The organism is Pseudophaeobacter leonis (genome assembly GCF_002087335.1).
Lineage (GTDB): Bacteria > Pseudomonadota > Alphaproteobacteria > Rhodobacterales > Rhodobacteraceae > Pseudophaeobacter > Pseudophaeobacter leonis.
Window position 1 is genome coordinate 19,543 of record NZ_MWVJ01000049.1, and the last position, 22,530, is coordinate 42,072.

The window sequence follows — 22,530 nt, forward strand, 5'->3', positions numbered from 1 at the left end:
CTTGTATCTCTCTGCTAGCAGGGTCTGCGGCATGTAACGCCAACAGCCCTCGATTTCAAGCCCTAGGCTGTTTTCTGCGACAACCGCAGCTGCGCCAGGGCCTGATTTAGGATCAGCGCCCCATAGGCGCCGTTTTTGTGCACCGCATCGTCATCCTGCGCCCCCAGGGTGGTGGCATAGCTGCGTGCCGTCAAGGCGCCACGCGTCACGGTCTCTTCGGGCTGGCGCAGCAGCTGGACACTGTCTTGCGCCATGGCCGCCTCCATCTGCTGCCAAAGCGCGCGTCGGTCAGCTGCCGTGGCCTCGGTATTGATGGCACTGGCCAGATCATCTTCGCTGAGAACCCCCTCGTTGAGGAATCCTGCTGGAGAAAAATACACTGGCCGCTCTTTGGCAAACTCCCGCGGCGGCACGATACCAGCGACAGCCCTCCAGCCAGCGCACCAGCATGAGGTCGCGCACCGCCGCTGACACAAAGCCCGGCTTTCCGGCCTGATTTTGCAACAGCGGCACCAGGAACTCAGACAGCCGCAAGCGGCAGCCGATGAACAAAAAGCCATCAAAATCCTGCGGCACCAGGGCTGCACTACGGGCCGGGTTGATCTTTGCCAGATTATCCCGCGCCGCCTCGGTGGTGCCCACTAACTGTCCGTCAAGAAAGTGCAGGTCGCGAAACTGTGGCCCCGGCGCGCCCCAGAATTCCAGCTCTACCCCCTGCAGATCAAGCAGCCCCTCGTCCAGCGCATGTTTGATGCAGGCAATATGACTGTCGCCAAAAACGCAGAAGCGCTGCGGCTTTTGCTTTGAGGCCTTCTGTGTCTGGCTTTTCGTCTGGCCTTTTGTCTGGCGCGATGCGCTGGTTTTCGCGGCTTTTATCCAAAGGCATCCAGGAACTCCTCGTCACATTTGACCGCCCGCTCACTGGCTCCTGCCACCTTGCTCACCACCTGTGGTTTTGCGCCGCGACTGGCTTTGCGCTTTACCCAGGGAAAGGTCTCGTACTGGCAGGCAAAGAAGCTCTCCATCACATGATTGACCCCCTGCTGCACCACGCTGCGCTGGTTGGGGGCGTAGAACATACCGCGATAGGCCGGATGCGTGATAATTTCATACGACGGGAAATAGTCGACATGTTTGTAGTCCGCCGCCAACTCACCCGCCACGGCACGCAGGACCGATTTGGAATGCGAGGTGGCCGTCAGCACATGCTGCCCCGAAGCGGTCGCGGTCAGCGGCACCGGTGAGACCGTCAACAGGACCTGCAGTTTGGCATTGGCCCGGCGCAGCACCTTAAGCGCCGCGCGCATGTCGCGCCATATTCCGGCATAGCCCTGATTGACAAATTCATGACAGGCCGGATCAAAGTCGCCGGCCACAGTGCCCGGGCACATTGCATATTCCAGACCGCTTTGCCGGTGGCGCCAGCATTCGGTCAGCCCCATGGTAAAGACAAAGACATCCGCCTCTGTCACCGCCTGCCGGATGGCCGCCAGGGTTGCGGTGCGCGAGGCCTGCATTTCCGCGACGCTGGCAAAGCCATCCGGCTCTATTGCCGGGCGCAGCGGGTCATAAATACGCCCGTCCTTCTGCCAGTATTCCGCCGGTTGCTCCTCTTCCTCAAAGGCGTAGCTCAGCCATTGGCGCAGCATTCGGGCCGTATAGATATTGCCACTGCGAAACGAGAAGCTCCCGTAATTGAAGTCACGCGCCTGCTCTTCGCTCAACAGTTTTGGCGCAGGTTCACTGTCCATCCATTTATAGTCGCGCGCCAGCAGCGCCCGGCTAAAGTGCTGCGCAAAGCACGAGCCTGCCGTAATCACCCTGTGGTCGGGCGCCACCGCAAATTTTGGCTGCCACAGCTGTGAAATCTCAAGCGGGTTTTTCGCCGCAACTGCGGTTTTCCAAAAGGCAGTTTCCGGCAAACCCACCTAGGGGTTTTGGTGTTGCTCACTCATATCATCTTGCCTGCTGTCATTTTGGCACAGCCTAGGCACGGCACCGCAGAAAAACAATTCTTTTGCAACAGCACCGCCACCAAAGGTCGGCGGGAACCACGGCCTCGTGCACCTTGGAAACGCACTGTGGAAGCGCTCTGTGGAAGCGCTCTGTGGAAACACACTGTTTGAGCTGTGCAAAGTTTGAGGCAACTCAATCTTAATTCCCTTCGAATATCCATAGAGAACCCGGCCTGAGGTCTCAGAATGACGCCTGGCCGCCCTTTGCGAGACTGTGAGATAGGATTCCATGAACATCGCTACATCCATGAACAAAGCCAATCAGTTGGAGCGGGACAAAAGGCACGCGGACGCCGCCAAGATATATGGTGACATTCTGGCCAAGTTCCCAAAGAACACCCGCGCACGCGAGGCATTGGCCACGCTGCAAAATCGTGTTCAAACAGACCAAAACCCCCCATTGGATCAGCAAAATTTACTGCTTGCCGATTGTGAAGCCGGGCTGCACACCTCCGTTGCGGCCAAATGTGCAGCACTTTTGAATACCTTCCGTAAATCCCATTTTCTTTGGGGTGTTTTGGGAAATTGCCACCTGCAGGCAAAAAACCTGGACGAAGCGGCGACCTGCCTCAACAAGGCCTGCGAGCTCAATCCCAGAGATCCGGCATCCTTCTGCAGCCTGGGAGAAGTCTACCGCGCCCAGGGTGCCAGACCGAAAACGCACTGGCGCTGTATAAAAAGGCCCTGTCGCTGGACGCCGCCCATCTGGACAGCCTGACCAATATGGCAAACACCCTGCTCGATCTCGGGCGTCTGGCTGAGGCCATTCCCCTGTTCAGTGAGGCCGCCAGACAGGCGCCGGACAACGCGGACATCCTCTTCAACTACAGCAATGCCCTGCTGAAATCCGGGCAAAAACTTCAGGCCAAGGCGCTGCTGGAGCAGACAATAGAGCTGGCGCCACAGCTGGTTGAGGCGCAGTATAATCTGGCCCAATTGCAAACAATGGCGGGCGACACAGAGCAGGCCATTGCCAGCTTTGAAGCCGTGCTGGAGAAGAATCCCGGCAATGACAGCGCCCGCGCCGCCAAGCTGCATGCCCAGGCCAAACTCAATGACTGGTCCTGGATCGAGGAATACCAGAACAATCGCCGCCCGCTGGGTCTCACCGGCAAGCCCTGCGCTCCGTTCTACGCCCTGACCTTTGAAGATAATCCTGACCTGCTGCGGCTGCGCACCCAGGCCTATGCCACGGCGCAATTGCCTGTGGTGCAGCCACTGACGCAGCCTGTGGTTCAACCCGCTGCCCCGCTGGCGGCAGAGCCTGAGACACCAGAGCGGCCACACCGGCTGCGCATTGGGTATTTTTCCTCGGACTATCACGATCACGCCACCATGCGCCTGATGGCCGGGCTACTTGAAGCCCACGACAAAAGCCGCTTTGACATTATCGCCTACTCGTATGACACCGCCCCGGTGGACGCCATGCGTAGCCGTGTGAGCAGCGCTGTCTCCAGCTTCAGGGACATCAGCCAGATGTCGGACGCCGACGTCCTGAAAATGGTGCAACAGGATGGTCTTGATATTGCTGTCGACCTCAAAGGCTTTAGCGGCGACAGCCGCACAGCGCTCTTTTCCCACCGGCTGGCACCGCTGCAGATGTCATATCTCGGCTTTCCCGGCACCCTTGGCACCACGGCGCTGGACTATTTCATCTGCGACCATGTCAGCTGCCCGCCCGGCAGCGAACGCTTCTTGAAGAATATCTGATCCGCATGCCCCACAGCCATCAGGCCAATGACAACCAAAGATCGGTGTCGGGACGGCAATTCACCCGCAAGGACTGCGGATTGCCCAATGATGGGTTTGTCTTTTGCTCCTTCAACAGCAGCTACAAGATCACCCCCGCGGAATTTGATATCTGGATGCGCCTGCTGGATCAGGTTGAGGGCAGCGTGTTGGGGCTGTTGGATTGCGGCGAGAGCGCCAAGGCAAATCTGCGGCGTGAGGCCGAGCAGCGGGGTCAGGACCCAAACCGCCTGATCTTTGCACCGCACGTGCCGCAGGCAGACCATCTTGCGCGGCACCCGGTCGCGGATCTCTTCCTCGACGCCTTTGTGGTCAACGGCCATGCCACGGCCAGCGACGCACTTTGGGCGGGAGTGCCCGTGCTGACGCGTCCCGGACAGCAATTTGCCGCCCGTGTTGGGGCGCGCCTGGTCAGCGCCATTGGCTTGCCAGAGATGATCGCCACCTCGGCTGCGGACTATGAGGCCCGCGCGCTGGAGCTGGCGCGTGATGCAGATGCGCTGGCCACCCTGCGCTCCAAATTGCAGCGCAACCGCCTGACGACGTCGCTCTTTGACACCCTGGCGTTCACCCGGATGCTGGAACGTGCCTTTGACATGGCCCACAGCCGGTCCCAAAGCGGCCTGCCGCCTACCCATCTGGAGGTGGCACATCTGGAGGCTACGGACAGCCTTGAGCCAGACACCCCGGCCCCCGAGGCCTATGTCTCGCCAGCAGCCTTCCACCAGCAGCCACCCCCTCCGGGGCAGATCGCACCGCAAGCGGGATAAACCACTTCAGGTGCCAGAAACGGGCCAGAACGGGGCCAGAGCCGACCTCCTCCGGCTGTCTTTGACGCGCCGCTTAGGCTATGGCTGCCCCAAGCGGCGCGTCTGGCGCACGCCCCCTGCGGGGTCGGCGAACATGCGGCGGTGATCCGGTTGGCCCTGGTGGCCTGCCTCAGGGCAGGCCTTTCACCGCCCCTTTGGCGACCAGTTTCTGAATATCCAACGCTTGCAGGCCCAGCTGGTTGGACAGGACGTCAAAGGTGTTTTCCCCCAGCATGGACGGCGCTTTGGCCTTAGCCGGACCAACACCGTCGAACCGGATCGGGCCGCGGACCAGTTTCATGTCGCCGATCTGCGGATGTGTGACCACTTCGACAAGGCTCTGTTTGGCAACGTGGTCTTGCTCAAGCGCCTCACCGATGGACAGGATCGGAGCACTGGGCACGTCGAGCTCTTCCAACCGTTGCAGCCAATAGGCGGTGGTGGTTTGGGGTCATGCGCGCATGGATGATGGGTTGCAGCGCATCGCGGTTGGTCAGCCGTGCGTCGTAAAGTGCAAAGCGGGGATCCTTGATCAAATCCTCATGGTCCAGACGGCAGGCAAAATTATGCCAGAACCGTTCGGTCAGGCAGGCCACGATGACATGACCGTCCGAGGTCGGGAACGAGCCATAGGGCACGATACTGGGGTGCTGGGTGCCGACAGGCTGTGGGCTTTGACCGGTGACAAAATAGATTTGCGACAAATACCCCTGCAGGGCGATGAGGCTGTCGAGCATTGCGACTTCGATATGTTTGCCGCGCCCTGTGGCATTGCGTTCGTGCAGGGCCGCGAGCAGACCGAACACCGAAAAGATGCTGCCGGCCATATCACCCAGGGGAATGCCCAGTTTGTTCGGCGCCTGGCCTGGCTCGCAATTTACGCTCATCACACCGGAAAGCGCCTGTGCCACGATATCAAAGGCAGGCTTGTCGCCATGCGGGCTGTTGGCGCCAAAGCCGGTGATCGAGCAATAGTGCAGTCGGTCATTCAGGGCGCGCAGCGTGTCATACCCCAGGCCCAGCCGGTCCATCACGCCGGGGCGGAAATTTTCCAGCAAAATGTCGCTTTGCTGCGCCAGATCCCTGGCAATCTGCATCCCTTCGGGTGATTTCAGATCGAGCGAGATGCTTTTCTTGCTGCGATTGAGGGCGATGTAATAGTGGCTCATGCCGTTTTGAAAGGGAGGGAAGTTGCGGGTCTCGTCGCCGGATGTGATCGGCTCGACCTTGATGACTTCGGCGCCAAGGTCCGCGAGGACCATGCTTGCATAAGGGCCGGACAGGATGCGTGAAAAATCGAGAACTTTAAGGCCTGCCAGTGGTCCGGCGGCGGGCTGTTGTTTGGTGTCGTTCATGATGTCTTTTCCGATGCCTTTCCCGATGTTTTTGATATTTTCATGACCGCCGATGCGCTTGCGATCAGCCTGTCGTCACAGGTGATGTCCGCCTCGACAAAGATCAAAGATCTTGTTGCCTGCCGGATTGATGCCTGAATTTGCAGGAAATCACCGACCCGGGCACCGCCGGTGAACCGCGTTTCCATTTGCACTGTCACTGTTGGCTGGCGATCCGCTGCATTCCACGCAGTGATTGCCATCACCTGATCCAGCAGGCTGGTGATAACGCCGCCATGAATAACCCCCAGGTGGTTTTTGTGGCCTTCGTTGGTTTGCAGCGCATAGCTGTGTTTCCGGTCCCGGGCTGTCGCGCGTAACAGCGGACCAATCAGCGCCATAAACCCGTCAATCTTCAGCTCCCGCCAGCCTTCCGGCCTGTCTTCCGGCCTGTCTTCCGGCGCGATGTCATGTGTCGTCACGATTCACCTCCCGGTGTCGATCTACCAGTGTCGATCTGCATATTTTCGATATCATCCCGCATGGTCATCATGGCCTTGACCAGCTTGGGGATTTGTTTGTCTTTCAGACGCTCGGAAATGCCGATTGCAACGATCGAGCGGGTCATGTTGCCGCTTGCGCCAAAAACCGGGACAGCAACAACCGTCACGCCGGAAATGTAGCTGCCCTGGTCCACCGCATAGCCAAGTTCGCGGGCAGTCTCGACCTCTTCGCGCCATTGTTCGAGCGTAGGCGGATGATCCCATTTCAGTTTTTTGAAACGGTTTTCCAGCTCAGTTTTGTCCTGCACATTGAAGGCGGCAAACAGACGTCCCGTGGCGCTGATAAGAGCCGGAAAGCGGCTGCCCAGATCGACCTGAAGCCGGAAAGGGATATTGGACTGCGAGAGGGCGATAACCACCATCTGCCCCGGTTCGGAAAGCTGTGTGGCAATACCGGTCACATCGAAGTCTGTGGATAGCTCTGACAGCCTTGGCTGGATCAAAACCGAGAAGGAATTGCGCTGAAGCGCGGCTCTGGCGAGTGGCAGAATGCCGATTCCGATCGTGTAGCGTTTTAGATTCGAATCAAATTCGACCATGCCCTCGTCTTCGAGCACGCGCAGAATGGGCAGGCATGTGCTGGGGACCAACCCAAGCTCTCTCGCGATGGGATTGACGCCCACCGGCACGTCTGATCGCCCCAAAAGCCTCAATATAGCAAGGGCGCGCGTGACAGCAGGCACCTGCCGTTTGGTCGGGGATGTCTTGTCTTCTCCGTTCATTTTGGGCCTCTCCCTCATGTGATTTATTGCCTATATACAATAATATACCCTTATTGACAATAGATGATCGCTATCCTTACCCTTGTCAACGAGCCAGGGCACACCTTCTGGGGGGCCTGCTGAAAATTTTGGGGAGGAGACGGGAATGACCCGGCTGACGGAATTCACGTCCTACGCGGACGCTCAAAAGCACTACTCGAAAGAGAAGCTTTGGGAGCTGTTCGACGGCGATACAGCGCGCTTCAATATCTCGCATGAGTGCCTTTGATCGGCACGTCGATGGGGACAACGTGGCGCTTCGGATCGCGCATTCTGACGGCGCTGATGAAGTCCTGACCTTTGCAGAGGTATCGCGCCGGTCTTCGCAGATTGCGCACTACCTGGACGCCAAAGGCATCAAGAAGGGTGACCGCGTCGCTGTGATGATCGAGCCGTCGCTGGCCTTTTATGCCGCGATGTTCGGGGTGATCAAAAGCGGCGCCGTTGCGGTGCCAATGTTCTCGCTGTTCGGACCGGACGGAATTCGTTTGCGGGTCGGTGATTGCAAGCCAGCGGTGTTTTTCACCAATTCCGAGAAGGCAGCTGACGCGGTTGCGGGCGGGGCCGAGAATGTGGTCGTCGTAGATCAGGAGTTCCTGGATGGGCTGAACGATCTGCCTGCGACCTATGAGTGGACGACCTCTGGTCGCGATCTGGCGGTCTTGCAGTATACCTCGGGTACCACCCGTGCGTTGCCTGCGGCTGTCAAACACAGCCACCAGTCGATCGTGACGCTGATGGTAGCCGCACTTTACGCGACGGGCATCCGCCCCGGCGACCGCTTCTTTTGCCCGTCTTCGCCCGCATGGGGGCATGGTCTGTGGCACGGCACACTTGCGCCGATGGCCATGGGCGTGTCGACCGGCACCTACAGCGGCAAATTCGATGCCGTCCGCCTTTTGCGTGCCCTGCATGATTTCCGCATCACCAACCTCACGGCTGCAGCGACGCATTACCGCATGATGCGCAATTCCGGTGCGGCCGAGAATTTCACCTATAGCTTTGACAAGCTCTCCTTCACCGGCGAGCCGATCGACTCGGAAACCGCGGCCTACGTCGAGCAGGTTTTTGGCACCAAAGTGCGCTCGATGTACGGCACGACCGAGATTGGCGTCATCATCGCAAACTACCCCGGATCCGACGATCTGGAGGTCCGCGACGGCGCAATGGGCAAGGCTGTGCCTGGTGTCGAAGTGGAAGTGCAGCGGCCCGACGGGTCTGCCGCAGAACCCGGCGAGACCGGCGAATTGATGGTCAGAAAACGTGGCGCGTGGTTCCAGACAAAAGACCTGGGGCGCGTCGATGCGGATGGATATTTTTACCACGGCGGGCGGGCGGATGATGTCATCATCTCTGCTGGCTGGACAATCGGTGCGGTCGAGGTCGAGGACGCGGTGCTGAGCCATCCGGCCGTGGCCGAATGCGCCGTTATCGGTGCCCCTGACGCGCTGCGCGGGCTGGTGGTCAAGGCTTACATCATTCTCAAGGGCGATGAGACGCCGGACCTGACCACGCGCATTCAGGATCATGTACGCGCCAGGCTGGCACGCCACGAATACCCCCGACAAATCGAGTTTGTCACCGACCTGCCGAAGACACCGGCAGGGAAAGTGAACCGCAAGATCCTGAGAGATCAGGAAGCAGAAAAACTGGCAGCAGCGGAATAATCCGCAAGGCTCCCCCCCCATTTTCAAGGAGAATGAAATGACGAGATGACACGCAAATTTCCGAAGATTACCGATGAAGGTCTGGCAGACCTGCGCCAGCGCGTTGGCGTAAAAATCGAAAGAACGGTCGAGCCTTGGTGCTATGAAGCGACCCGCGACAATATTCGCCACTATGCCCACGGGATCGGTGACGACAACCCGTTGTGGTGCGATCCCGAGTACGCCAAAACCACCAAATACGGCGATGTTCTGGCGCTGCCGAGCTTTCTGTTTGCCACCAGCCGGATCATCTCGGGCTATGTTGGCGGTCTGCCAGGCGTACACGCCATGTGGTCAGGCGCAAACTGGACATGGCACAAGCCGATCCTGCGCAATACCGAGTTCCGCACCGAAGCCTACCTGAAAGACCTGGTCGAGCATAACACCCGGTTTGCAGGCAAGGCGATCCAACAAATCTATCATGTTGATTTCTACGACGCGCACACCGGTGAGATGCTGGCCGAAGCCGACAGCTGGTGTTTCCGCACCGACCGCGATCAGGCGCGTGAAAACGGCACCAAATACACCGAGGCCAAAAAGAACGGCCGCAAGGTCTATACCCAGGAAGAGCTGGATAAGTACAACAAGTACTACGAGCAGGAAACCATCCGCGGCGCCGAGACCCGGTATTGGGACGACGTAAATGAGGGCGAGGAGCTGCCTACAATGGTCAAAGGCCCGATGACGGCCACTGGCTTTATTGCCTATGCGCAGGGCTGGGGTGGTCTGTACATCCGCGCCAACAAGCTGGCCTGGCAGTTGCAGCAAAAACACCCTAGCGCGGGGATCAAGAACAAGTTCGGCATCCCCGATTGCCCCGAGCGGGTGCACTGGGAAGAAGAATTCGCTCTGGAAGTCGGAGCCCCCGGTGCTTACGACTACGGCCCAGAGCGCACGTCCTGGCTGACCCACCAGATCACCAGCTGGATGGGGGATGATGGCTTCCTTGCCAAATCGAAGTGCGAAGTGCGCCGTCATAACCCTGAGGGCGACATCATTCTGATCCACGGCACCGTTGTTCGCAAGTTTGAGGAAGACGGCCGCTACCTGCTGGAAATCAAGCAACGTGCGGAACAGCAAGACGGTGAAATGTCGGCCGTGGGCTCCGCAATAGTGGAATTGCCGAAACGCTGAGGTCCTCCACACTTCAACAGCTGGGGAGGCTTGGTTGAAATTTCTGGGAAAACTTCTGACTAAAATCGAGGACACCCTCCATCTCGGAGGGTGCCTCGGCCTCGTCGCGGTTGCGGCGTTGATCAACGCAGATATTCTGCTCCGGCTTTTCTTTAACCGGCCGGTGCAGATCCAGTTCGAATTGACCGAACTGTACTTGATGCCGGCCCTTGCCACCTTGTCCCTGTCGCGGGTTTTTCGCGATGGCGGCCATCTGGCTTTGGATTTCATCCCCGAACACCTGCCAGGACCTTTGGGGCGCGTGATTGCCAAGGTGCGATTGCTTTTGCCAGCGGCGTTCTTTGCCGCAGTCACGTGGATGTCCGGAAAATTTGCTCTCAAAGCCATCGTCCACGGCGATGTGGAATACGGAGCAGTCGATTGGCCGCTTGGGTGGGCCTACGCCGTGATCCCTTTGGGATGCTGCGTATTGGTTCTGCGGTTGCTGCACGGCGCCTTCACGCAAGGTCCGCTCTCAGAACCCACAACAATTTCCATGGGAGGAAAAAGAGATGAAACATAAGAATAAACTGATCGCCCTCGTCGCTGGTGCGTTTGCATTCACAGGTATGGCGGCGCAGGCTGAAACACTGCGGTTGGGTGATTTCCAATCGACCAGCCACATTGTTTCTGCCGAAGGAACCTCAAAGTGGATGGAGGCCGTAACCACCGCCACGAACGGGGCAATTAGCTTTGAACATTTCCCGTCACAACAGGCGGCAAAATCCAAAGCGCAGCTGGATGCGGTGAACAACGGCATCCTGGACGCCGCGTTGCTTGGGGCCTCCTATCATGCCGATGCATTGCCACTGAACTCGGTTGTTGGTCTGCCGGGCTTTTACGGCTCAGCCGAACAGGGCACCGTTGCCCTGCAGACGATGCTCAAGGACGGGCCATTGCGTGACGAGGTTCTGGCCTCGGGTGTGACGCCTATCTTCGGGTTTGTACTGCCGCCCTATCAGGTGCTGGCGGAAGACCGGCTCGGGGTGCCAGCAGATTGGGACGGGCTCGATGTGCGCACCTCGGGCTCGACGCAGGCAATGACGGCACGCGCGCTTGGCGGGGTCGGGATTTCGATCCCCGGGCCGGAAGTCTATACCGCTGTCGAGCGTGGTCGTCTGGATGCAGTGCTGTTCCCGCTGGCTTCTGTGCCCGGCTATAAGCTGAACGAAGTTGTCAGCCATATCTCTACCAACGCGTCGTTTGGCGGCTACAGCTTTATTATGGTTGTGCGCACGGAGCTGTTTGATGGTCTGTCTGATGATGTCAAATCGGCGATGCTGCAACTTGGCAACGAAACAGCTGTTCACGTCGCACAGGCACAGGACGCGTCGGTCGAAGGGTTGATCGCAGAGTGGAAAGCCGCAGGCATCGACACCTATGCGTTCACCAAAGACGAGCTTGCGGCGATTTCAGACTCGCTGGTGGCTGTCAGCGTCGACTGGGCCGGGCGTCTGCAAGATGACAAAGCCTCTGCCGTGCTCGAAAGCTATCGTGCGCTAACCAGCCAATAACATCAGGTTCCGAAATAATTAGCAGGGCGATCGCTTCGGCGACCGCCTGCCCCATTCCGAGCGCAGGTTCCCCAGATGCTTACCTTCATTGTCATCCTTCTTCTTCTTGCCGCTCTCATGGCAGCCCGTGTGCCGATCGCTTTTGCTATGGGCATCACCGGCACGCTTGGGCTTGCGGCCCAACTTGGGTTCAGCCCCGCACTGGCGGTGTTGGAGCGCACGTTCTTTGACTCGTCTTCCTCGTTCATACTTGTTGCGATCCCGTTGTTCATCCTGATGGCTGCACTTCTGACCGCCGGTGACGTCACGCGACGCGCGATCATTGCCTGCCAGTCCTGGCTGGGCCATTTCAAAGGCGGTCTGGCCATTGCAACGGTTGGCGCCTCTGTCCTGCTTGAGCCTTGGTTGGCAGCTCGACGGCATCCACTGCGGCAATGTCTGCCTCGGCCTTTCCCGAGATGCGTCGTCACAACTATTCCGACCGGCTTGCGGCTGCTGTCGTGAGCGTCGGCGGCACCCTGGCCGTGGTTGTTCCGCCCTCAATCGTGCTGGTTGTCTATGGCGTGCTGACTGAGACCTCGATCGGCAAACTGTTTATCGCCGGAATCATTCCGGGCCTGCTGACCGCATGTGGCCTGGGCGTGGTGATCAAGATCATCGCACAGACCACAGATCAGGCCCCCAAGGGCGAACCCTTTGTCTTTAAGACAGCCGTCAAACAAAGCCGTCATGTCATCCCGATGGTACTGCTGATGATTGCTGTCATTGGCGCAATTTACGGCGGCATTGCATCCCCCTCCGAGGCGGCGGCTCTGGGTGTGATGGGATCACTTGTCATTGTTCTGGCGCAACGCACCATGAGCTTTGTGCAATTCAACCAGTCCGTCAGCAGCGCAATCCGCGCGACGGTGATGATCGTCACAATCGTCGCCTGTTCGGCTATTTTCTCCAACTACCTTGCCTTTACCCGCATCACCCACAGCCTGCTTGAATTCGTGGCGACCACCGACATGCCGCGCGAGGTCATCATTGGCATTATCATTCTCGCCCTGCTGGTCATGGGCATGTTCATGGATCAGCTTGCCATTCTGTCACTGGCCATGCCGCTGGCGTTTCCAACCGCAATGGCGCTGGATTGCGATCCGATCTGGTTCGGCATCGTGGTGACCAAGACGGTCGAAATCGGACTTTTGACACCGCCGTTAGGACTGAATGCCTATGTGGCTGCCGCGCAAACTCAGGTGCCGCTGAAAACGATTTTCCGGGGGATTTTACCCTTCCTTGGAATGGAAATTATCGTGCTGATCCTGCTGTTGGCGTTCCCGTCGATCACACTGGTCCTGCCTGAACTGATGAGCCGCTGACGTTCAGGCGGGACGTTCAGGCACGACGTTCAGGCCCGCATCGAAGATGCCTTAAACTTTGCCGCCGTTGTCATGTAATGTGGCAATGTCCGCAATCGGGAAAATTCCTGCTTGGTGACTTCTGTTCCCCGCTGTGTGCCGGGCGTTCCATGACCCAACGCGCAGCCGTGTTTTTCATAGAGATGACGCGGAGGTGGGTCCTGATCGTAAGGCCAAATCCTGAGCGCCCAAAACCTTGTCGCTGCGTCCCCCTTTGCACCCGCTGCCTGATGATGGGCCTGGATCACGGTGCTATCGACCATCTACAGGGCGTCAGGAACGGCCCCGCTCTGGTTCAAGGCATCCAGGATTTCTTCCCTTTGCCGCAGGATGCGCAGTTGCCGCTTCCTGCCAGAACGCGGCTTCTGGCCATCGCTTTTCGGTGCGATACACGGCCTCGCGATGGTTCAAATAGGTTAAATAGATACGAGATATCTCGTCATTATAGAGCCCAAACCTCCTTTTCAGGCCTGCCAGGCGGTCCTCCAGCAGGGCAGCCGCCACAAGCGCCGAGTAGAGTGCGTGAAACAGCCCGCGCGAAGCGATTGGATCAAAACAAACCGCGGCATCGCCAATGGCGAGCCAGTCGGAACCGCTGAACCTGTCGAGACGCGCAGTGTGCGCGGCTGTCGTGGCGGCTTCTCCCAAAGGCATTACATCCTGAAGTTGTCCACAAAGGCTTGAAAGGCATCTCGCGGCTTCCAGCAGATCGGTTGCGCTGGCTTGCGGCACCGTTTCCGGCAAACCATGAAAGGCAAGCATGCCTTCCGAAAGCCCCTCTCGCTGCCCGGCAATATGGTACCACCAACCGTCTGGAGTAGCGATGACGCTACTGATGCCAGATGTCGCCTGCCCGCCGCGCAATCGGCACCATCGCGCCACCATCCGATCATGTGGCAGCCTGCACGCGCCCAGACGTCGCGCCAATGCAGCTGACCGGCCCGAGGCGTCGACAACAAAACGCGACACCACCTCGTTGGCTCCGTCCAGCGTCAGGCGCCAGCCACTGGCGACGTCCAGTACCCTGTTTGAGAGGTAGCAATGAGCGCCCCGTGCCGTTGCTTGATCGCGCAGCATCGTTTCAAACGCTGCGCGATCAAGATGCCAGCCGCAGCCTTCCGGATCGGATATGAAATCGCGGTATTCTTCCGCTGCGCTGCCCCAAAGGCTGCGGTTTGCGGCATAAGACGCAGGCTGTAGCTCTATGAAGCTTGTCCAAAGCCCCAGATCGCGCAATATACGCCCGGCTGCAGGCACCAAAGCCTCTCCGATCTGCACCGAAGGCCAAGGGTTCTTGTCGATCAATGCCACTCGCCAGCGCGGCGCAAGGGCACAGGCAAGCGCAGCCCCCGCAGGGCCTGCGCCGATGATTGCGACGTCATACGTCACCGGGGATCAGCCACGAAACCGGCGCACCTTGGCAATGTTGGACAGATCGGTTGTCCCTGTGGTCACACCCTCCTGTTCGTTCTGCACCGCGCCCCCCTTTACACTGGTTGCTTCTGGATTGGGTTCATTGGCTGTTTTCCACGGCAAAATCTCTTCGTCCGAAACTTGCATGGTATTCGGAAAATTTGGATCATTCTGTGGTCCCGGCCGCACCTGAACCACACCCATTTTGTCAAAATGGTGGACCATATGATTGATTTGATGCGTATAAGACTTGTCCAGCCCAAGGGGTTCCAGCCAATTGGCCCGGTTGGCGAAGGCCTGTAAGCGCTGGCTCAGCGGCAGGCTGGTATCCATGACGGTGCGATATTCCGTTTCTGACATCACCTCATTGGGCACGCGCGCGGGCCAGAAAGTTGGCGCATAAGGATCATACTGCGGCGTGTAACCTGATCTGCAGGATGACGTGTCGGTCTGCCAGGGCACCGCCATCCACCGGGTCAGCCCTCCGGGTTCCTGCCCGCCGTTTATGGGGCCATCCGGCAGAGACCAGTCATCACCAAGCTGGGCACCATAGCTGGGTTCCGGATTTTCCTTGTGGCGATGTTTGACCCGGAAGGCCTCCATATACATGCCCGCCTGGCGCATCGGCCAGGTCATCTCGCAGCCGGGATGAAACGCATCCGCCAGGCAGAACTCCATCGCCGCCCTTGTTAGGGTGTCCGGTTGGTCTGCCACCGGAACGTCTTCAAGCGCGCCTGGCGGCACATAGTCGACATCGTAATCGGCGTCGAAGTCTCCGACCACCCATTGCTCCAGAGCCCACATCTGAAAATCGGAAAGGACGGAATGCTGGCGGGGTGTATCTGCAGGAGGGATGTTCATGGCATCGCCGTACAGCCAGGGCCATGGCACAGGTGATTTACCATCAATAACAAAGCTTCTGAAGTTGTTGGCAAGCACCCGCCGCCGCTCGATCATCGCGGGACTAGGGTCGCCCAGTCTCTGCCGCCACTGCGGCGTCGAAAAGTCGAATACGCCATCAAAGCCAAAACCCGCAGCAAATCCGGCATTCACCCATTGCAGGTTCGTCATGCGTTCAAAGATCGGAAGGATATCGTGCGTAAAGCTTGGGCGCGCGGGCTTGGCCAACATACCGTGATCGCAGGCAACGTCGCGCATCAGGTCCCACATTGTGCGCACCGATTTCTGTGACGGACCATAGTTAGGCGGCGCACAGATAACCCAGGCAGGTTTGACGCGCAGGTCCACCCCTTTGTAGCGCACTTTCGCCTTGACCGGGCCATCAGAGGTGTCGTCATGCCAGCCGTCATTGTTGGCGAATGTGACCGCTTTGCCGCCTGCCGGGTTCTGCGCAACGCCAAACCCGCCCAGCACAATCAGGCGCCCGGACTCATCGGTACGCACTTCACCTAGCGGGACCTTATTTCCGAGAAACTTCCCATCGTCAAAATGGTACTTTTGCCCCGATTCATCCTTGCCGGAAATATTCCTTCGCTTGGGTGTGATGCGCAGGCTTTGGCGGTCCGGCACCTCGGCGTTTCGCAACATCGAAGGTGGCGCATCCGCTGCCTCCGGGATATCCAGCGCCAGCTGGAACTCATACCAGCTGGATTTCTGGTTTTCGATCTGGACCGTCCATTCAATCTCGGTGTCAGGGTCATCGAGGTTCAGTTCGCATACGGCCTCTCCCAGTGCATTCAGCCCATAAACCCGAAACCGGGCTGCCTCGCGCTTTAGATGCCCATCCGAGTCACGATAGGCGCCATTGGGCAAGGGCAATGGATCAGGCACCTCTGGGCCAAGGTACCATTGCTCAGAATTTCCGACCCGCATCACCCCGACCGGCGGGTAGATCGCGGCGGAGACAACGCAATTGTCACTTGGAATAGGTTTTGAATGGGTCGCCGGATTCTGTGGCTCCTCCAACGGGATGCCGTTGGCCTGCCTGCGTTGATCCGCACTGCCCTGATAGACTACCCTGCGGGCCTCGGCGATGGAGCCCTGGGGCATGTTGGGCTCTGGTGTGCGCCAAATGTTGAAGGCCAGATGCTGACCATAGTCCTCCTGGCCGCGCCGGGCGATATCCTGTTGCGGCAATCGAAGATGCGCAACCGGCAGCCAGTCTCCGGACCACCTTACCGTCGCCTCATCCAACGGCTCTTCGCCTTTGCGAAACTGGATTTCAAATGAAAAGAGCGCCTCGCCGCGACGCATGCGAGACGCAAGATCAAGCCCAAGGTAATTCCTGTTGTCAAAAGGCTCTCCTGCCTCTTGCTCAACCGGTCGCAGGCGGTATTTGACGAACCTTTCCCCAAAGGCGAAGGGCAAAATGGCCCAGTAATCTGCCGTCAGACAAGACGCCTCGGCCTTTTCCATCTCATTCAGGATATGTGCGGTTTTGCGATGTTTCGCGAGATATCCCGGATAGTCACCATCGACCACGCCTGCGGTCGTAAACGCGCACATTTCTGCAGCGTTATCGACAAAAAACACATCGTGATTTTGCAAGATAAAGTCCGCCGTGTCCGCCTCTCCCATCAAGGTGCCACCAGTCACGCCGAACAACTTGATGCCGATACCTAGAGTGGAATGCAAATCCGGGCTGCCGGGCTGGGTGTCCGAACTGAAACGCACCCAGACCGGCTTGTCACCTTGTCCAAAGACGCCGACCCGCAGATCATCTGACAGATCCTTGAGCGGCTCAAAAAAACCCCAAGCGACCCCGTGTTGCTTGAGAAAGACTGTGCGCAAGGCGGGTGTTTGCCCGCGCGCGATACGCTGGCCCTGAATCAAAGTGACGAACATCTCCTCAAGGCGCTCGATTGGGTGATCCTGGCAATTCCAACACATCACGTCGTTAGCAGACTTGGAATTCTTGTGTGTCTTCGACATTTAATCGGACTCCTGAAATTGAGTTTAAATACGGTCTCAACCTATGAGAAAATCGCCCCACCCCACCAACATCCTGAAGGTCTGGGCTATGTCAGCCGCGAGATAGTGACGAGCCAAAGGCCAGCTTTGTCCATTCGATGTCAAAGCTCGCCTGGTCAAGCGCACATGTCATGTCCGCATCGGATGGGAGAACAACCGACGGATCCGCCTGCGCGGCGGTGAGCGAAATTACAATGAATGTTGCTACTTTGGGCAAGTCTTTAAGAGACATGATTTTCCTCAGTTGCTTTGTGATAAACACAAACATGCAAGCACTCATTCTGAAAATGAATCAACACAAAATTGTATAATTAATCAAGAACTCTCCTATGTGGGGAGGTTGACCCAATTGGAGAGCCTGACCTAACGGGCCCGTCTTGGAAGTCCGCAGATATCAGTTCAGCACTCTCAAACCGATGATTTCTGGCACAGCTACCTGTTTGTACCTCCCCGGGCCCAACCACTTCGAACCAATCGGATTGGATGAATATCGCCAGTTCGGGGTCGTCGTGGCGGGTGTCAGGACAGGCACGATTTTTCTGAATCGTCGTTTGACATTCGTGCAAACCTTACCCGTGCCAGGGTCGGACATAGAATGCGAGTTAGCAATCCAGTGGGGTTTGATTAACCCTAAGCTGACGCGATATGCACATCACCAGGCGCAAATGCGGTGAAGCGTGAGGGAGCGACGCCAGAAGCGACAAGCGATGCGCGCAACAGCTGCTTTGGTTCTTCGCGCGCTTCGTCGGTTAATTGGAATGTGCCCCAATGAAAACCAAGGGCCTGATCTGCGCCAATATCATGAAGGATTTGGACGGATTGCTCGGGTGCCACATGCTGGTCAGACATGAACCAGCGTGGCTCATAAGCACCAATCGGAATCATCGCAATTTGAGGCGCCCCATAGCGTTTACGAATGTCGTGAAAGATTTCACCATCTCCGTAGCCTGTGTCACCTGCAAACCATATTTGCGCGCAGGGCGTATCGATCCAAAACCCGGACCAAAGGGCCATTCGCCGGTCGCGAATACCGCGCGATGACCAGTGGTTTGCTGGTGTCAGGTTGACCGAAACATCTGAGGACAGTGAAATTCTGTCGTGCCAATCGCCAGTTTTGATCCGAGCCGTTTTCACTCCTTTGCGCAGGATCACATCGTTGCCAAGTGGCGTGACAATCAGCGGGCGGTCCCGGGCCTCCAGGCGGCGCAGCGTTGCCATGTCCAGATGGTCGTAATGATTGTGGCTCAGAAGGACTGTATCGATCTTGGGCAACTGAGAAAAATCCACCCCCGGAGCCGTGACCCGCTTGGGCCCCGCAAAACGGAATGGGCTCGCGCGGTCTGACCAGACGGGATCTGTGAGGATGTTAAGCCCCGCAACCTGAATGAGTATCGTCGCATGCCCAATCATTGTGAGACGTGGCACCATGCTGCGACTGGGTGGCGTTACTGGGGTCACAGGAACACTTTTCGGCCATGACGCGCGCACGCCGTCCCGATGCCACCGCCAGAGATCAAGAAGAGAGCGATCAGTGCCGTTTGGTCGCGCAAGTGAAATCGGTTGCCGTCAAAGTGATCACTTACGGGGCCAGAATAGTAGGGGTTCTTGGGCATTTCAGTACCTTATATTCCAGCGCCATGATGCAGAGCCGCAGAGCCGCAGACTTTGTTGCAGATGCGAGAGGTGATTTCCATCCCACAAATATTGCGACTTGCCGGGGGCCTTGTCGCCGTCTCTTACATCACGTCCCTCAGTGATCCTTGCCGTTGTTATAGCTTTGCCAATTTTCCTGTTTCGCTGCTGAAATATACGTGAAGCGCGGGCTGCGTAATTTCATTTCCTTTTGCACGCCGGGCCATCCCTGGGCCATGGATGGGCCAACAAGGACGCCCCCATTGCGATCCTGCAGTCGCTCCAAAGGCGCGAGGCGGCGGTCAGGCGGGACTAAGGTATGGGCGGCCATTGGTCGTTGTCCCTATAGGTTGCCCCAGCGGCAGCAGAGATGCGCAGCAATCGGTGATTGCCACTTCGACGCTTCTCGTGTTCGGTGTATAGCCGAGGGATCGAGGTGTCTTTCAGTCCATCTCGCCGGGTTTCTGACCTGGACGCATCTTTTCATTCTGAATCCGAAACTGGGAGATATCGACATGAGCACCACCGGCAAGCAGCTATTCACCACGCTAGACAGCGATGGCACGCTCACCGTCGCGATTGAGGATGTGACCTTTTCCGACCCGACCGGCAATCAGGTCCTGGTGAAAATGGAGGCGGCGCCGATCAATCCGTCGGATCTCGCCATTCTTGCCGGTGCGGCCGATCTCGAAGGCGCCGAATATTCGCCTGGTAAATTCGTCGCCCGCATGCCCGAGCCGTTCAATACGGGAGATCCAAGGCGCGCCATGGGCTGAAACTTCCTGCCGGTAATGAAGGCGCGGGCACAGTCGTCGCAACGGGTGACGGCGAGATCGCCAAGGCCCTGATGGGGCAGCGCGTCGCCTGTGTGCCAGGCAATGCCTACAGCCAGTATTGTATCGCCGACGCCGCCATGTGCCTGCCACTGGGCGACTATTCGGCCGAGGATGGCGCGAGCGCCTTCGTCAATCCCATGACCGCGCTGGGGTTCGTTGAAAACGCAAAAATGGACCAACAAAACGCTATTCTGCATACGGTGGGGGCATCAAACCTGGGCCAGATGCTGACCCGCATCTGCAACGAAGACGGCTTGGGGCTGGTCAATATCGTACGCAAAGACGCCCAGGTCGAATTGCTCAAGCAGCTTGGCTCCACCCATATCGTCAATTCATCAGATGACGACTTCATGCACCAACTCCGGTCCGCAATCGACGACACCGACGCCTTTTACGGATTTGATCCGATTGGCGGGGGAAAAACGGTCGACAGTGTTTTTAAGGCTATGGAGCAGGTCGCGGTTGGCAAGATGACCGAGTATTCACGCTATGGCTCCAACCAGCAAAAGCGCATGTTCATATACGGTCGGCTAGACGTTGGTGCGACAATCCTGTCGCCGAGTTACGGTTTTGGCTGGACCCTGTCTGGCTGGCTCTTGTTCCCCTTCATTCAATCGGTTGGCATGGAAACCGTGGGGCGGATGCGGCGGCGTGTGCTCGAGAACCTGACAACCACCTTTGCCAGCCACTATAAGAAACGGGTCGATCTCGATGAGATGCTTACCAAAGAAGCCGTGACCGATTATCGCGCGATGAAAACGGGTGAGAAGTATCTCGTCATGCCCTGGAAATAAGGGGCCTGTGCCCAGGCATGTGAGGCTGGCTCGGGTGTCCGGCGAAGCGCGGGACACCGGTCAACTTTCGGGACACCGGTCAGCCTTTCAGTCTGCGGCGCGATCTGTTTTTTCGACTAACGCTCCTGAATTCTCTCCGGAGAATGCAGCGGGCCAGACATGATCTGAAGCGCCCGCCAGGATCCGCGGCCGGGGTTTGGCGTCGACAAAGCTGACGGCGGCACAGATATGGCCTGCAAGGCCTTTGAATGTCCGAAACGTCATGGCCGTTTGCCATTTTGTCATTTCAAACGGCTGTTGGGTCGGCAGATAGCTGATCCGGGCTGGCTTACTGAGAACCTCGAAACAGAGCCTGGCGAGGTCGTTCTGTGTGAAGGTTTCCGGCCCGCCGATGTCCGCCCATGGGGCGCCACCTTCAACGGAAGCAAATATCGCCCCTGTAAGGTCTCCGCCCCGTGGGTCGGGTGATCCTGTGCCGCCCATTTGGGGTCGTCGTCGCGTCCTTATGCAGTCTGATTTGCATCGCTCTCTCCATCCCGAACTGCCTCAACAACAGACCCTGCCATAAAAACGCAGATCGGCGACGGGCTATGCAATCATCCGGGATGGAACACTTAGCTGCATGCGAACGCATCCTCCCTCAGATCGGCGAAAGCGGTCATTCTGCCCACAGATGTCCCGCAAATTGACTCCGATGACTTGTCAGAGCCCATTGCAGAAATGCCGAGGAACTTTTTCTAGGTGAATTCCTTTACTCAACCTATTGTGAGAGGCAATCCTAACGCAGGCTCGGCGGTTAACTTAACTCAGGGGAAAAGATATGCGCCTTTTCTTGGCTACTTTTGTACTGGCATCAACAGCCTTACTTGCGAATGCAGAACCCTCTGTTGAACGAGGCGAGTATCTCGTCCGAGGGCCAGCGGGTTGCGGGAACTGCCATACGCCCCAAACACCCGAGGGACCAGATATGTCTAAAGAATTGGGTGGGTTCATGGTCGACAAGAACCCTGCGTTCGAGGCTTGGGCAGTGAATATTACACCCGGTGGGCGTATCGCCAATTGGACAGACGATGAACTGGCGAAAGCTATCCGAGAAGGTATTCGTCCTGATGGCTCTGTAATCGGACCGCCAATGCCTATGAGCCTTTACCGAGGTTTGTCCGATGATGACCTTTACTCAATCGTTGCCTTCCTACGCACGGTTCCAACGAGCCAGATTGAAACGCCTTTCTCCACCTACAATATTCCGCTGCCACCTGCGTATGGGCCACCGGTACAAAGCGTTACAGCACCACCGCAGTCAGTAAGCGTCGAATATGGCGCATACCTCGCAGGGCCGGTCGCCCATTGCGTCGAATGTCATACGCCGATGGGTGAGAAAGGGCCGTTGTTTGATACGCATCTTGGTGCAGGTGGGTTTGAGTTTCACGGACCATGGGGAACATCTGTGTCAGCCAATTTGACCACCCACAAAGATGGCCTCGCAGGCTACAGCGATGCGGAACTCAAGGTCATGATTACCGAGGGTGTGCGTCCAGATGGTTCCCGGATGCTCCCGCCTATGGGCTATCATCATTATGCGGCGATGACGGAAACCGATCTAGACGCGATCGTTCTATACTTGCGTCAATTGCCACCACTCCCAGATGCCGGCTAAACTGTTCGAGGTTTGGAGGAAGACGGGAAAGCGCTAGTTCTTCTTTGTCCGGTACAAACCACGGGACGCTGCAACACAGGTCTCAAACTTCTCTTCTGGTGTCTGGTATTGCCTGAGGCGGCGGAAAGCGGGCATTTGCTCAAGAAGCAGCATGGCGGCAAAGCCGCTCCAAGAGTGGCCGTTGTCAGATGTCCGCAAGTTGCACACTACTGGTAAGCGTCCGGCCTGCCTGCACTGACG

At 57.8% G+C, this 22,530-nt stretch carries 26 protein-coding genes; 13 read left to right on the top strand and 13 right to left on the bottom strand.

Translation table 11 applies throughout. From position 1 onward, the window contains the following. Positions 1 to 62: 62 nt before the first annotated feature. The 3 genes from B4968_RS24435 to B4968_RS12150 form a co-directional block, all read right to left on the bottom strand. Positions 63 to 380 carry a hypothetical protein gene (locus B4968_RS24435; RefSeq protein ID WP_241525704.1) on the bottom strand — a complete coding sequence of 106 codons (318 nt, stop codon included), beginning with the start codon at positions 378 to 380 and terminating at the stop codon, positions 63 to 65. After that, positions 328 to 642 carry a hypothetical protein gene (locus B4968_RS24440; RefSeq protein WP_241525705.1) on the bottom strand — a complete coding sequence of 105 codons (315 nt, stop codon included), beginning with the start codon at positions 640 to 642 and terminating at the stop codon, positions 328 to 330. Before B4968_RS24440 ends, B4968_RS24435 begins: the two co-directional genes overlap by 53 nt. Positions 643 to 872: 230 nt before the next feature. Continuing rightward, a complete protein-coding gene (locus B4968_RS12150; protein WP_241525706.1) occupies positions 873 to 1,928 on the bottom strand; it encodes a GSCFA domain-containing protein in 1,056 nt (351 codons plus the stop codon). A gap of 442 nt (positions 1,929 to 2,370) precedes the next feature. Here B4968_RS12150 and B4968_RS24445 point away from each other — a divergent pair, with 442 nt between their 5' ends. The 3 genes from B4968_RS24445 to B4968_RS24455 are packed head-to-tail and all read left to right on the top strand — an operon-like array spanning position 2,371 to position 4,534. Then, a complete protein-coding gene (locus tag B4968_RS24445) occupies positions 2,371 to 2,733 on the top strand; it encodes a tetratricopeptide repeat protein (protein WP_241525707.1) in 363 nt (120 codons plus the stop codon). Next, positions 2,730 to 3,725 carry an O-linked N-acetylglucosamine transferase family protein gene (locus B4968_RS24450; protein WP_338153253.1) on the top strand — a complete coding sequence of 332 codons (996 nt, stop codon included), beginning with the start codon at positions 2,730 to 2,732 and terminating at the stop codon, positions 3,723 to 3,725. Before B4968_RS24445 ends, B4968_RS24450 begins: the two co-directional genes overlap by 4 nt. A gap of 5 nt (positions 3,726 to 3,730) precedes the next feature. After that, positions 3,731 to 4,534 (top strand): O-linked N-acetylglucosamine transferase family protein, encoded by an 804-nt coding sequence (locus B4968_RS24455; RefSeq protein ID WP_241525708.1) that lies wholly within the window; start codon positions 3,731 to 3,733, stop codon positions 4,532 to 4,534. A 169-nt stretch (positions 4,535 to 4,703) separates the two neighbouring features. Here B4968_RS24455 and B4968_RS24460 read toward each other — a convergent pair whose 3' ends face one another. Genes B4968_RS24460 through B4968_RS12170 form a run of 4 tightly spaced genes read right to left on the bottom strand, consistent with a single transcriptional unit; the run spans position 4,704 to position 7,192 of the window. Next, complete coding sequence (locus B4968_RS24460; protein ID WP_241525709.1) at positions 4,704 to 4,976, bottom strand: CoA-transferase family III protein; 273 nt, start codon at positions 4,974 to 4,976, stop codon at positions 4,704 to 4,706. Then, positions 4,945 to 5,928, bottom strand: coding sequence for a CaiB/BaiF CoA transferase family protein (locus B4968_RS12160; protein ID WP_241525710.1), 984 nt, complete (start codon positions 5,926 to 5,928; stop codon positions 4,945 to 4,947). The genes B4968_RS24460 and B4968_RS12160 overlap by 32 nt, the downstream gene beginning before the upstream one ends. Next, positions 5,925 to 6,389: a PaaI family thioesterase gene (locus B4968_RS12165; protein ID WP_241525711.1), complete on the bottom strand. Its 465-nt coding sequence runs from the start codon at positions 6,387 to 6,389 to the stop codon at positions 5,925 to 5,927. The genes B4968_RS12160 and B4968_RS12165 overlap by 4 nt, the downstream gene beginning before the upstream one ends. Beyond that, positions 6,386 to 7,192, bottom strand: coding sequence for an IclR family transcriptional regulator (locus B4968_RS12170; RefSeq protein ID WP_083099356.1), 807 nt, complete (start codon positions 7,190 to 7,192; stop codon positions 6,386 to 6,388). Before B4968_RS12170 ends, B4968_RS12165 begins: the two co-directional genes overlap by 4 nt. Positions 7,193 to 7,337: 145 nt before the next feature. Between B4968_RS12170 and B4968_RS25240 the strand changes: the two genes are divergently transcribed. The 7 genes from B4968_RS25240 (at position 7,338) to B4968_RS12195 (ending at position 12,988) form a co-directional block, all read left to right on the top strand. Further along, the gene (locus B4968_RS25240; RefSeq protein ID WP_277620939.1) at positions 7,338 to 7,460 is read left to right on the top strand and encodes a hypothetical protein; all 123 of its coding nucleotides are present in this window, start codon (positions 7,338 to 7,340) and stop codon (positions 7,458 to 7,460) included. Between the two features lie 22 nt (positions 7,461 to 7,482). Next, on the top strand, positions 7,483 to 8,898 hold the full coding sequence (locus B4968_RS12175) for an acetate--CoA ligase (protein ID WP_241525712.1): 1,416 nt from the start codon (positions 7,483 to 7,485) through the stop codon (positions 8,896 to 8,898). 45 nt (positions 8,899 to 8,943) lie between these two features. Then, positions 8,944 to 10,071: an FAS1-like dehydratase domain-containing protein gene (locus B4968_RS12180; protein ID WP_083099357.1), complete on the top strand. Its 1,128-nt coding sequence runs from the start codon at positions 8,944 to 8,946 to the stop codon at positions 10,069 to 10,071. A gap of 34 nt (positions 10,072 to 10,105) precedes the next feature. Beyond that, on the top strand, positions 10,106 to 10,633 hold the full coding sequence (locus tag B4968_RS12185; RefSeq protein WP_206601097.1) for a TRAP transporter small permease: 528 nt from the start codon (positions 10,106 to 10,108) through the stop codon (positions 10,631 to 10,633). Beyond that, positions 10,623 to 11,624: a TRAP transporter substrate-binding protein gene (locus tag B4968_RS12190; protein ID WP_083099359.1), complete on the top strand. Its 1,002-nt coding sequence runs from the start codon at positions 10,623 to 10,625 to the stop codon at positions 11,622 to 11,624. Before B4968_RS12185 ends, B4968_RS12190 begins: the two co-directional genes overlap by 11 nt. Positions 11,625 to 11,699: 75 nt before the next feature. Next, complete coding sequence (locus B4968_RS25245; RefSeq protein WP_277620940.1) at positions 11,700 to 12,128, top strand: TRAP transporter large permease subunit; 429 nt, start codon at positions 11,700 to 11,702, stop codon at positions 12,126 to 12,128. Beyond that, the gene (locus B4968_RS12195; RefSeq protein ID WP_277620941.1) at positions 12,059 to 12,988 is read left to right on the top strand and encodes a TRAP transporter large permease; all 930 of its coding nucleotides are present in this window, start codon (positions 12,059 to 12,061) and stop codon (positions 12,986 to 12,988) included. Before B4968_RS25245 ends, B4968_RS12195 begins: the two co-directional genes overlap by 70 nt. 312 nt (positions 12,989 to 13,300) lie before the next feature. Here the strand turns inward: B4968_RS12195 and B4968_RS12200 are convergent, their stop codons facing one another. From B4968_RS12200 to B4968_RS23100, 5 genes are all read right to left on the bottom strand, one after another. Continuing rightward, a complete protein-coding gene (locus tag B4968_RS12200; protein WP_083099360.1) occupies positions 13,301 to 14,416 on the bottom strand; it encodes a tryptophan 7-halogenase in 1,116 nt (371 codons plus the stop codon). A gap of 6 nt (positions 14,417 to 14,422) precedes the next feature. Then, entirely contained in the window at positions 14,423 to 17,332 is a 2,910-nt protein-coding gene (locus tag B4968_RS12205; RefSeq protein WP_083099362.1) for a LodA/GoxA family CTQ-dependent oxidase, read from the bottom strand. A 91-nt stretch (positions 17,333 to 17,423) separates the two neighbouring features. Then, the gene (locus B4968_RS12210) at positions 17,424 to 17,639 is read right to left on the bottom strand and encodes a hypothetical protein (protein WP_083099363.1); all 216 of its coding nucleotides are present in this window, start codon (positions 17,637 to 17,639) and stop codon (positions 17,424 to 17,426) included. A 362-nt stretch (positions 17,640 to 18,001) separates the two neighbouring features. After that, entirely contained in the window at positions 18,002 to 18,799 is a 798-nt protein-coding gene (locus B4968_RS12215; RefSeq protein ID WP_338153254.1) for an MBL fold metallo-hydrolase, read from the bottom strand. A 322-nt stretch (positions 18,800 to 19,121) separates the two neighbouring features. Then, positions 19,122 to 19,334, bottom strand: coding sequence for a hypothetical protein (locus B4968_RS23100; RefSeq protein WP_139792784.1), 213 nt, complete (start codon positions 19,332 to 19,334; stop codon positions 19,122 to 19,124). 184 nt (positions 19,335 to 19,518) lie between these two features. Between B4968_RS23100 and B4968_RS24465 the strand changes: the two genes are divergently transcribed. The 3 genes from B4968_RS24465 (at position 19,519) to B4968_RS12230 (ending at position 22,290) form a co-directional block, all read left to right on the top strand. Continuing rightward, complete coding sequence (locus B4968_RS24465) at positions 19,519 to 19,779, top strand: hypothetical protein (RefSeq protein WP_241525713.1); 261 nt, start codon at positions 19,519 to 19,521, stop codon at positions 19,777 to 19,779. Positions 19,780 to 19,850: 71 nt separating this feature from the next. Beyond that, positions 19,851 to 20,633, top strand: a complete 783-nt coding sequence (locus B4968_RS12220) for an MDR/zinc-dependent alcohol dehydrogenase-like family protein (protein WP_241525714.1) — start codon at positions 19,851 to 19,853, stop codon at positions 20,631 to 20,633. Between the two features lie 967 nt (positions 20,634 to 21,600). Continuing rightward, positions 21,601 to 22,290, top strand: a complete 690-nt coding sequence (locus B4968_RS12230) for a c-type cytochrome (protein WP_241525715.1) — start codon at positions 21,601 to 21,603, stop codon at positions 22,288 to 22,290. Positions 22,291 to 22,323: 33 nt separating this feature from the next. Here the strand turns inward: B4968_RS12230 and B4968_RS23815 are convergent. Continuing rightward, on the bottom strand, positions 22,324 to 22,530 hold a 207-nt coding region (locus tag B4968_RS23815), incomplete at its 5' end, for a hypothetical protein (protein WP_206601099.1).

Excerpts from the sequence above, each read along its gene's own strand:
- B4968_RS24455 (WP_241525708.1), top strand. The coding sequence starts at position 3,731 with ATGCCCCACAGCCATCAGGCCAATGACAACCAAAGATCGGTGTCGGGA.
- B4968_RS12160 (WP_241525710.1), bottom strand. The coding sequence starts at position 5,928 with ATGAACGACACCAAACAACAGCCCGCCGCCGGACCACTGGCAGGCCTT.
- B4968_RS12170 (WP_083099356.1), bottom strand. The coding sequence starts at position 7,192 with ATGAACGGAGAAGACAAGACATCCCCGACCAAACGGCAGGTGCCTGCT.
- B4968_RS25240 (WP_277620939.1), top strand. The coding sequence starts at position 7,338 with ATGACCCGGCTGACGGAATTCACGTCCTACGCGGACGCTCAAAAGCAC.
- B4968_RS12180 (WP_083099357.1), top strand. The coding sequence starts at position 8,944 with ATGACACGCAAATTTCCGAAGATTACCGATGAAGGTCTGGCAGACCTG.
- B4968_RS12190 (WP_083099359.1), top strand. The coding sequence starts at position 10,623 with ATGAAACATAAGAATAAACTGATCGCCCTCGTCGCTGGTGCGTTTGCA.
- B4968_RS25245 (WP_277620940.1), top strand. The coding sequence starts at position 11,700 with ATGCTTACCTTCATTGTCATCCTTCTTCTTCTTGCCGCTCTCATGGCA.
- B4968_RS12195 (WP_277620941.1), top strand. The coding sequence starts at position 12,059 with ATGTCTGCCTCGGCCTTTCCCGAGATGCGTCGTCACAACTATTCCGAC.
- B4968_RS12205 (WP_083099362.1), bottom strand. The coding sequence starts at position 17,332 with ATGTCGAAGACACACAAGAATTCCAAGTCTGCTAACGACGTGATGTGT.
- B4968_RS12210 (WP_083099363.1), bottom strand. The coding sequence starts at position 17,639 with ATGTTTGTGTTTATCACAAAGCAACTGAGGAAAATCATGTCTCTTAAA.
- B4968_RS12215 (WP_338153254.1), bottom strand. The coding sequence starts at position 18,799 with ATGGTGCCACGTCTCACAATGATTGGGCATGCGACGATACTCATTCAG.
- B4968_RS23100 (WP_139792784.1), bottom strand. The coding sequence starts at position 19,334 with ATGGCCGCCCATACCTTAGTCCCGCCTGACCGCCGCCTCGCGCCTTTG.
- B4968_RS24465 (WP_241525713.1), top strand. The coding sequence starts at position 19,519 with ATGAGCACCACCGGCAAGCAGCTATTCACCACGCTAGACAGCGATGGC.
- B4968_RS12220 (WP_241525714.1), top strand. The coding sequence starts at position 19,851 with ATGGGGCAGCGCGTCGCCTGTGTGCCAGGCAATGCCTACAGCCAGTAT.
- B4968_RS12230 (WP_241525715.1), top strand. The coding sequence starts at position 21,601 with ATGTCTAAAGAATTGGGTGGGTTCATGGTCGACAAGAACCCTGCGTTC.